Origin of the sequence: Pseudoalteromonas sp. SG41-1 (assembly GCF_014164575.1) — a bacterium.
GTDB classification, from domain to species: domain Bacteria; phylum Pseudomonadota; class Gammaproteobacteria; order Enterobacterales; family Alteromonadaceae; genus Pseudoalteromonas; species Pseudoalteromonas rhizosphaerae.
Genome location: NZ_JACJFL010000083.1, coordinates 1 through 8,452 on the forward strand (window position 1 = coordinate 1; position 8,452 = coordinate 8,452).

The 8,452-nt window shown below is 42.2% G+C and carries 9 protein-coding genes; all 9 read left to right on the top strand.

Annotation, left to right across the window (positions count from 1 at the left end):
- Positions 1 to 89: 89 nt before the first annotated feature.
- The 9 genes from trmJ to H5203_RS22090 all read left to right on the top strand — a co-directional run bounded on the left by trmJ (position 90) and on the right by H5203_RS22090 (position 8,327).
- Positions 90 to 812 carry a tRNA (cytosine(32)/uridine(32)-2'-O)-methyltransferase TrmJ gene (gene trmJ, locus H5203_RS22050; RefSeq protein ID WP_145236524.1) on the top strand — a complete coding sequence of 241 codons (723 nt, stop codon included), beginning with the start codon at positions 90 to 92 and terminating at the stop codon, positions 810 to 812.
- Positions 813 to 1,090: 278 nt separating this feature from the next.
- Positions 1,091 to 1,582, top strand: coding sequence for a Fe-S cluster assembly transcriptional regulator IscR (gene iscR, locus H5203_RS22055; RefSeq protein ID WP_182820335.1), 492 nt, complete (start codon positions 1,091 to 1,093; stop codon positions 1,580 to 1,582).
- Positions 1,583 to 1,605: 23 nt separating this feature from the next.
- On the top strand, positions 1,606 to 2,823 hold the full coding sequence (locus H5203_RS22060; protein WP_149980538.1) for an IscS subfamily cysteine desulfurase: 1,218 nt from the start codon (positions 1,606 to 1,608) through the stop codon (positions 2,821 to 2,823).
- Positions 2,824 to 2,863: 40 nt separating this feature from the next.
- Positions 2,864 to 3,247 (top strand): Fe-S cluster assembly scaffold IscU, encoded by a 384-nt coding sequence (gene iscU, locus H5203_RS22065; protein WP_145236533.1) that lies wholly within the window; start codon positions 2,864 to 2,866, stop codon positions 3,245 to 3,247.
- Positions 3,248 to 3,257: 10 nt separating this feature from the next.
- On the top strand, positions 3,258 to 3,581 hold the full coding sequence (iscA, locus tag H5203_RS22070) for an iron-sulfur cluster assembly protein IscA (RefSeq protein WP_145236536.1): 324 nt from the start codon (positions 3,258 to 3,260) through the stop codon (positions 3,579 to 3,581).
- Between the two features lie 92 nt (positions 3,582 to 3,673).
- The gene (gene hscB / locus H5203_RS22075) at positions 3,674 to 4,201 is read left to right on the top strand and encodes a co-chaperone HscB (RefSeq protein WP_149980539.1); all 528 of its coding nucleotides are present in this window, start codon (positions 3,674 to 3,676) and stop codon (positions 4,199 to 4,201) included.
- Between the two features lie 51 nt (positions 4,202 to 4,252).
- Complete coding sequence (gene hscA, locus H5203_RS22080) at positions 4,253 to 6,115, top strand: Fe-S protein assembly chaperone HscA (RefSeq protein WP_145236544.1); 1,863 nt, start codon at positions 4,253 to 4,255, stop codon at positions 6,113 to 6,115.
- Between the two features lie 11 nt (positions 6,116 to 6,126).
- Positions 6,127 to 6,465, top strand: a complete 339-nt coding sequence (gene fdx, locus H5203_RS22085) for an ISC system 2Fe-2S type ferredoxin (protein WP_145236547.1) — start codon at positions 6,127 to 6,129, stop codon at positions 6,463 to 6,465.
- Positions 6,466 to 6,899: 434 nt separating this feature from the next.
- Positions 6,900 to 8,327, top strand: coding sequence for an NAD-dependent succinate-semialdehyde dehydrogenase (locus H5203_RS22090; protein ID WP_182820336.1), 1,428 nt, complete (start codon positions 6,900 to 6,902; stop codon positions 8,325 to 8,327).
- Positions 8,328 to 8,452 lie beyond the last annotated feature (125 nt).

The window sequence follows — 8,452 nt, forward strand, 5'->3', positions numbered from 1 at the left end:
ACCTAGAACCTAGAACCTAGAATCTTTGCTGCTTACAGCTTTTCTCTATGTTATAATTCGCGCAATTTTTTGGTATGAGTTAAACAGTAATGATCTTAGATGACATCCGCATTGTTTTAGTAAACACCTCGCATTCAGGTAACATCGGCTCAGCGGCGCGCGCGATGAAAACCATGGGCTTATCAAAACTGTATTTAGTTGATCCAGCGTGTGAAGTTGATAGCCACGCCAGCGCATTAGCGGCCGGTGCAACTGATGTGCTAGGTAATGCGGTGATAGTTGACACAGTTGCTGAAGCGATTGCAGGTTGTGCTCTAACTATTGGTACTAGCGCCCGTTCACGTACTTTATCGTGGCCTATGGTGGAACCACGTGAATGTGGTGAGAAGCTAGTTGCCGAAGCTGTTACTGGTCCTGTAGCATTAGTTTTTGGCCGCGAAAACAGTGGTTTAAGTAATGAAGAACTGCAACTGTGCAACTATCATGTGTGTATTCCGGCTAATCCTGAATATAGCTCGCTTAATTTAGCAATGGCTGTGCAGACCTTATGTTACGAAACGCGTATGGCGTTTTTAAATCAACAACCAAAAGCCACGCCAGTAGATGATGCTGTGTATCCAAGCTCAAAACAAACCGAGTTATTTTACGAACACTTAGAACAAACCTTACTGGAAACAGGCTTTATTATTAAGCAGCATCCGGGCATGGTAATGACTAAGCTACGTCGTTTATTTAACCGTGCACGCCCAGAAGATGCCGAGCTAAATATCTTGCGCGGTATTTTAACCTCAATAAATAAGTCTACTAAATAAGCGAAAGTTATAAGACTATTTGCCGCTAATACTTGACTAAATTACTCAGGTAATTACAATGAACACAGTACTTGACTAAAACAGTCGGGTATTGAAGTTAATTGAGGTGCTAGGAAGATATAGGCACTAGGAATAGCTTGACTAGAATCGAGCTATATAAACTTTGTAGAACCTAGAACCTAGAACCTAGAACCTAGAACCTAGAACCTAGACTTTATTTAATACTTGACTATTTTACTCTGGTAATTAAAATTTGCACTCTTAAGTGCGGGGGCTCCATGAAGTTAACATCAAAAGGCAGGTATGCCGTCACAGCGATGCTGGATGTTGCGCTACATACAAATGTAGGGCCAGTTCCCCTTGCTGATATTTCAGAACGACAAGAAATTTCTTTGTCGTATCTAGAGCAGTTATTTGCCCGGTTACGTAAAAGTGGTTTAGTCAGCTCAGTGCGTGGACCTGGTGGTGGTTATTTACTCGGTCGAGAAACGCATGCAATTTCGGTTGGTGATGTGATCAACGCCGTTGATGAATCAATAGATGCAACCCGATGCCATGGTGCAACAGGCGGCTGTCAAAGCGGAATGCGGTGTTTAACTCACACCTTATGGTCTGATCTAAGTTCCAGAATAGAAGACTTTTTAAACGGTATTACCCTTGCTGAATTGGTGGAAAAGTCAGATGTGAAGGAAGTTTCATCTCGCCAAGATAACAGCGTTAATAATGCACTCAAGCAATTGGAAAATATTCAAGTAAGCTGCCAACTATAAGTTGGCGTCCAGCGGAGAAAGAAATGAAGTTACCGATTTATTTAGATTACGCAGCAACCACGCCAGTTGACGAGCGTGTAGCAAAAGAAATGATGCAATGCCTAACAATGGATGGCAATTTTGGTAACCCTGCATCACGTTCACACCGTTTTGGTTGGCAAGCTGAAGAAGCGATTGATCAAGCTCGTACTGATATCGCAGATTTAATTAACGCAGACCCACGTGAAATCGTTTTCACTTCGGGTGCGACAGAATCAAACAACCTTGCAATTAAAGGCGCAGCACAGTTTTATAAAAAGAAAGGTAAGCACGTTATTACCGCTAAAACTGAGCATAAAGCAGTGATCGACACCTGTCGTGAGCTAGAGCGTCAAGGGTTTGAAGTAACCTATATGGACGTTGAAGAAAACGGCCTACTTGATTTACAAAAATTAGCCGACACAATGCGCGATGACACAGTATTAGTGAGCATTATGCATGTAAACAACGAGCTAGGTGTAATTCAAGATATCGCGACTATTGGCGAAATGTGTCGCGAACGTAAAATCATGTTCCACGTTGATGCTGCACAAAGTGCCGGTAAAGTTTTAATCGACGTGCAACAGCTTAAAGTTGATTTTATGTCATTCTCAGCGCACAAAGTATATGGCCCGAAAGGCATCGGTGCATTGTATGTTCGCCGTAAACCGCGTGCTCGTTTAGAAGCACAAATGCATGGTGGTGGTCATGAGCGTGGAATGCGCTCTGGTACGCTAGCGACTCACCAGTTGGTTGGTATGGGTGCTGCATTTAGAATTGCCAAACAAGATTTCGAAAAAGATCATGCTCACATCAGCGCGCTTCGTAAGCGTTTAATTGATGGCATTATGGCTGATATGGATGAAGTGTACTTTAACGGTACGCCGGACCAATCAGTACCAGGAATAATTAACATCAGCTTTAACTTTGTTGAAGGTGAGTCGTTATTGATGGCTGTTAAAGATATTGCTGTATCATCAGGTTCTGCCTGTACTTCAGCAAGTTTAGAGCCTTCTTATGTATTACGTGCGCTTGGCCGCAACGATGAATTAGCACACAGCTCAATTCGTTTTAGTATTGGTCGTTTTACCACCGAAGAAGAGATTGATTATACCGTCAATTTAATGAAAAACTCTATCGGTCGCTTACGTGAGATGTCTCCTCTTTGGGAAATGCATCAAGAGGGTGTTGATTTAGATTCAGTTGAATGGGCTCATCATTAATTGATGAGCACATCCACTAGCAGGTAATGAGGATAGAATTATGGCGTATAGTGATAAAGTAATCGATCATGTTGAAAACCCACGTAACGTAGGTGTATTAGACAAAAATGATCCATCAGTAGCAACGGGTATGGTTGGCGCACCAGCATGTGGTGACGTAATGAAGCTGCAAATTAAAGTATCAGCTGCAGGTATAATTGAAGATGCTAAATTCAAAACATACGGTTGTGGTAGCGCAATTGCTTCATCGTCACTTGTAACAGAGTGGGTTAAAGGCAAGACATTAGATGAAGCTGCAATGATCAAAAACACTGATATCAGTGCTGAGCTTGAATTGCCTCCAGTGAAAATTCACTGTTCAATTTTAGCTGAAGATGCAATTCAAGCAGCAATTGCAGATTACAAAAGTAAACAAGCGAAGTAAGAGATAAATCATGGCAGTGACATTGACAGAAGCGGCAGTAAACCGCGTAGAATCATTTTTAGCAAATCGCGGAAAAGGCTTAGGCCTGCGCGTAGGCATTAAAACGACGGGCTGTTCAGGTCTTGCATATGTTCTTGAGTTTGTTGACGAGTTATCTGAAGGCGACGAAGTATTTGAATCTAAAGGGGTTAAAGTAATCGTCGACGCTAAAAGCTTAGTTTATATTGATGGCACCGAGCTTGATTACACTAAAGAAGGTTTGAACGAAGGGTTTAAATTTATTAACCCAAATCAAGCTGATGAGTGTGGTTGTGGCGAAAGTTTCACAGTATAAACAATAAAGTGATTGTACTCTTAAGCCCTGCACCTGTAGGGCTTTGTTCTATCTGAATTTTAAGCCAATAGATTGTTGGCATGGTTGGAATTATGCGCTATTTTGAATTGTTTGCGATACCCGTTGATTACAATGTAGATTTGGCAAAAGTAACTAAGAATTACCTCGAACTCCAGCGTGCTGTTCACCCAGATCGCCATGCCAATGCCAGCAGCCGTGATAAGTTATTAGCCGTACAAAATACTGCAGAAATTAATGATGCCTTACAAATTTTAAAGCATCCGGTAAAACGCGCAGAATATATGCTGAGTGAATTGGGTGTTGATATTCGTGCCGAGCAGCAAACACTACAAGATCCACTGTTTTTAATGCAGCAAATGGAATTACGTGAAGAGCTTGAAGAGCTAAGCACAAGCGATGATCCAGACACAGCGATTGCTCAGTTCGAGAAGCAAATAAAACAACTAGACAGCCAATACAGTGCGCAACTTGCTGAGCAATTGGCAAGTAATGACGAGCAGCAATGGCAGTTAGCCGCTGATAGCATTCGAAAATTAAAGTTCGTGTATAAATTACGAGATGAATTAGAGCGTATTGAAGACAGTTTATTCGACGATTAATTATCTAACTTACTGCACCATTGGTAAGTCAAACAAGAGTTAAAGATCATTATGGCATTATTGCAGATTGCTGAGCCGGGGCAGAGCGCGGCACCACATGAACATAAGTTAGCAATTGGTATTGACCTTGGTACTACCAACTCACTTGTTGCGACAGTACAAAGTGGCGAAGCCCGTACATTAACCGATGTTAATGGCGCAGCCATGTTACCGTCTGTTGTACGTTACGCCGCTGATGGTATAACAGTAGGCGAACTTGCCGCTCAAGCTGCAACACAAGATCCTGTAAATACTTTAATTTCAGTTAAACGTTTTTTAGGTAAAACTCAAGCTGAAATAGAGCAAAGCTACGGCCAATTACCGTATGATTTTTGTCAGCATGATGGCGCATTAGCGATTACCACCGCGGCTGGCAACATCAGCCCAATCACCGCATCAAGCGATATTTTAAAAGCATTAAAGCAACGCGCCGAAGAAAGCTTTGCAGGGCAAGATATTTTAGGTGCCGTGATCACAGTACCTGCTTATTTTGATGATGCACAGCGCCAAAGCACCAAAGATGCTGCAGAGCTTGCTGGTATTAATGTACTGCGTTTATTAAACGAGCCAACTGCAGCCGCGGTTGCTTATGGTTTAGATTCAGGCCAAGAAGGCATTATCGCAGTTTATGATTTAGGCGGCGGTACCTTTGATATTTCAATCTTGCGTTTAAACCAAGGTGTATTTGAAGTACTGGCAACCGGTGGTGATTCAAGCCTAGGTGGTGATGATTTTGACTCATTATTAGTGGATCATTTTAAACGTGAAACCGGTGTGATGACGCTATCTCCATCAGTATTACGCTTATTTATTAATAAAGCTAAAGCTTGTAAAGAAGCACTAAGCCAATATGCTAAAGTGAATGTTGGTCTTGAGTTTGATGATGAAAAATACACGGTTGAAGTCACTCGCGAAAAGTTTGAAGAACTAGCCATGGTGCTGGTGAAAAAAACACTCCGTTCGTGTCGCCGTGCAGTTAAAGATGCTGGTATTACAAACGACGAAGTACTGCAAGTAGTTATGGTCGGCGGTTCAACCCGTATGCCAATCGTACGTAACCAAGTCGCTGAGTTTTTTAATAAAGAGCCGCTTACCTCTATTGATCCGGACCGCGTCGTTGCACTTGGTGCAGCATTACAAGCAGATGTGTTAGTGGGCAACAAGCCTGATTCAGACATGTTGTTACTTGATGTATTACCACTGTCGCTTGGACTTGAGACTATGGGCGGCTTAGTGGAAAAGATTATTCCGCGTAATACCACTATACCTGTAGCACGAGCACAAGAGTTTACCACTTTTAAAGATGGTCAAACTGCAATGTCTCTGCATGTATTGCAAGGTGAACGAGAGCTAGTTGATGATTGCCGTTCATTGGCTAAATTTAGCTTAAAAGGTATTCCACCAATGGCAGCCGGTGCGGCGCATATTCGTGTGACCTTTAAAGTCGATGCCGATGGCTTACTTAGCGTATCTGCAATGGAAAAATCAACTGGCGTACAAGCTGAAATCCAGGTTAAACCATCGTTTGGTTTGTCAGATGACCAAGTAGCTAATATGCTTAAAGAGTCGATGACTAATGCCAAAGATGATATGCAAGCGCGTATGCTCAAAGAGCAACAAGTTGAAGCATTGCGTGTTATCGAAGCACTTTATGCATCATTAGCAACAGACAGTGCTTTACTTGCTGAACATGAATTAACTAACTTGAACGCTGAAATAGCGAAGCTAGTTACAGTTCGTGAGACAGCTACCGAGCCAAATCAAATAAAAGCAGCCATTGAGAAAGTTGATAACGCCAGCAGTAAATTTGCTGAGTTAAGAATGGATGCATCGATCAAAAAAGCACTGCAAGGGCAGTCAGTAGACAACGTTTAAAAGAGGTTAGAATGCCACAAATTATTTTTCTTCCCCATCCGGAATTATGTCCTGACGGCGCTGCAATTGATGCACCAAGTGGTGAAACAGTTCTTAATGTTGCACTTAAAAACGGTATCAGTATTCCACATGCTTGTGAAAAGTCATGTGCGTGTACCACTTGTCATTTAGTTATTCGTGAAGGTTTTGACTCACTTGATGAAAGTGACGAGCTTGAAGACGACATGCTAGATAAAGCATGGGGTTTAGAGCCTGAATCACGCCTAGGTTGCCAAGCAATAATCCGTGATGAAGACTTAATAGTTGAAATACCGAAGTACAATCTCAATATCGTTAATGAAGAGCATTGATTTAAAGCGCAGCTATAAGTTGTAAGCCTTAAGCTTTAAAGAAAACACCGCGCTCAATTTGAACGCGGTGTTTTTGTTTATAAAGGTGGAAAATTGCGCGAGGTAAACTCGCGCCTACGGGTTTGGCATCAATGTTTGAATTTGCGTAGGAGCCGGCTTTAGCCGCGAAAGATTTAAGTGATTTATTCACAAAGAGGTTAAGAGTGCGCTGCGCTTTAGAGATAAGTGAAGGGTATATCTTCTCATTTACGCTCACGCGGCTACGGTTTGGCATCAATGTTTGAATTTGTGTAGGCGCGGCTTTATGTCGCGCGGTTGTATTGAGATGTTAGATTTTAGGTGGAGCTAGTCTTTGCCTTTGACCTAGTACCTTTCACTTATCGGTGGTGAACATAACATTGGCTATATGCCGTAATAATTGCTTTGGAGGTTTTATGGATAATCTACTATTTAACGACTCTTTCATTAACGGTGAGTTTTACTCTACTGAAAAACACTTTAGTGTTGATGATCCCGCTACACAGCAAAGCATCATGATGGTAAGTGATATCGATGATGATGGGGTTCATAAAGCCATCAACGCCGCTCACGGCGCATTTATTAAACTCAAAGCCACCAATGCCACAACGCGTAGTAATGTATTAATGCGTTGGTTTGAACTGGTTATGCAGCATAAACAAACCCTTGCTGAATTAATGACTAAAGAGCAAGGTAAACCATTAAAAGAAGCCCTTGGTGAAGTTGAATATGGGGCTGGGTTTATTAAGTGGTTCGCAGAGCAAGCCAAACGTAGCTATGGTGATGTGATCCCCGCCACTGATGACAATCATCGTTTAACTAGTTTTAAACAGCCTATTGGCGTGGTTGCAGGCATAACTCCTTGGAATTTTCCAATTGCTATGGTTACCCGTAAAGTTGCACCAGCCTATGCCGCTGGGTGTAGCTTTGTACTAAAACCTTCGGAACATACACCTTTATGTGCTTTAGCATTAGCTTATTTGGCTGACCAAGCCGGTTTTGAAAAAGGCGCTTTTAATGTATTGCTCTCTGAAAACGCTAAAATGGTGGGTGAGTTACTAACTAAATCTGAACTTGTTCGTAAGTTCACTTTTACCGGTTCAACGGGCGTAGGTAAGCAATTACTTGCACAATGTGCCCCTACTATTAAGCGTACTTCAATGGAACTTGGTGGTAACGCGCCGTTTATTATTTTTGATAATGCCGATTTGGATGAAGCGGTAATGGGACTTATGGGGGCAAAATTTAGAAATGGCGGGCAAACTTGCGTCGCGGCTAACCGTATTTTTGTACAGCGTAGCGTGCTTGATCAAGTTGTTGATAAATTAGCTAAAAAAGTTACAGCACTGAAAGTCGGTAATGGGCTTGATGACGCAACAGATATAGGGCCGTTGATTTATCCTAAAGCTAAGCAAAAAGTACAAGAGTTGGTTGCAGATGCCAAAGCAAAAGGTGCAGTACAAATAGGTGATAATGTTGAGCTTGGTGGTAACTATCAAGCACCGCTTATTTTAAATGGGGTAACTGCTGAGATGGACATTTACCATCAAGAAGTTTTTGGCCCGGTGGTGAGTATCATTGTATTTGATGAAGAGCCTGAAGTTTTGGCACTGGCCAACGATGTGCCTTATGGTTTAGCTGCTTATTTTTATAGCCAAGATTTGAAACAAATATACCGAGTGAGCGAAGCGTTAGAGTACGGCATGGTAGGTATTAATGAAGGGTTAATATCAAACCCCGTCGCACCATTCGGTGGGGTTAAGCAGTCAGGTCTTGGTCGCGAAGGTGGCCACCAAGGGCTCGACGAGTACCTCGAAGAAAAATATGTGTGTATGAAAGTTTAGCTTTAGAGCGGTAAGCTATAAGTTTTAAGCTGTCCGAGTGCTTTTTAAGTGTTGACATAATAATTTGCAACGCTCAAATTTTTGGCTTACCGCTTACCGCTTACCGCTTACCGCTTACCGCTTAC

Coding starts and splice junctions, on each gene's coding strand:
- trmJ (WP_145236524.1), top strand. CDS start 90: ATGATCTTAGATGACATCCGCATTGTTTTAGTAAACACCTCGCATTCA.
- iscR (WP_182820335.1), top strand. CDS start 1,091: ATGAAGTTAACATCAAAAGGCAGGTATGCCGTCACAGCGATGCTGGAT.
- H5203_RS22060 (WP_149980538.1), top strand. CDS start 1,606: ATGAAGTTACCGATTTATTTAGATTACGCAGCAACCACGCCAGTTGAC.
- iscU (WP_145236533.1), top strand. CDS start 2,864: ATGGCGTATAGTGATAAAGTAATCGATCATGTTGAAAACCCACGTAAC.
- iscA (WP_145236536.1), top strand. CDS start 3,258: ATGGCAGTGACATTGACAGAAGCGGCAGTAAACCGCGTAGAATCATTT.
- hscB (WP_149980539.1), top strand. CDS start 3,674: ATGCGCTATTTTGAATTGTTTGCGATACCCGTTGATTACAATGTAGAT.
- hscA (WP_145236544.1), top strand. CDS start 4,253: ATGGCATTATTGCAGATTGCTGAGCCGGGGCAGAGCGCGGCACCACAT.
- fdx (WP_145236547.1), top strand. CDS start 6,127: ATGCCACAAATTATTTTTCTTCCCCATCCGGAATTATGTCCTGACGGC.
- H5203_RS22090 (WP_182820336.1), top strand. CDS start 6,900: ATGGATAATCTACTATTTAACGACTCTTTCATTAACGGTGAGTTTTAC.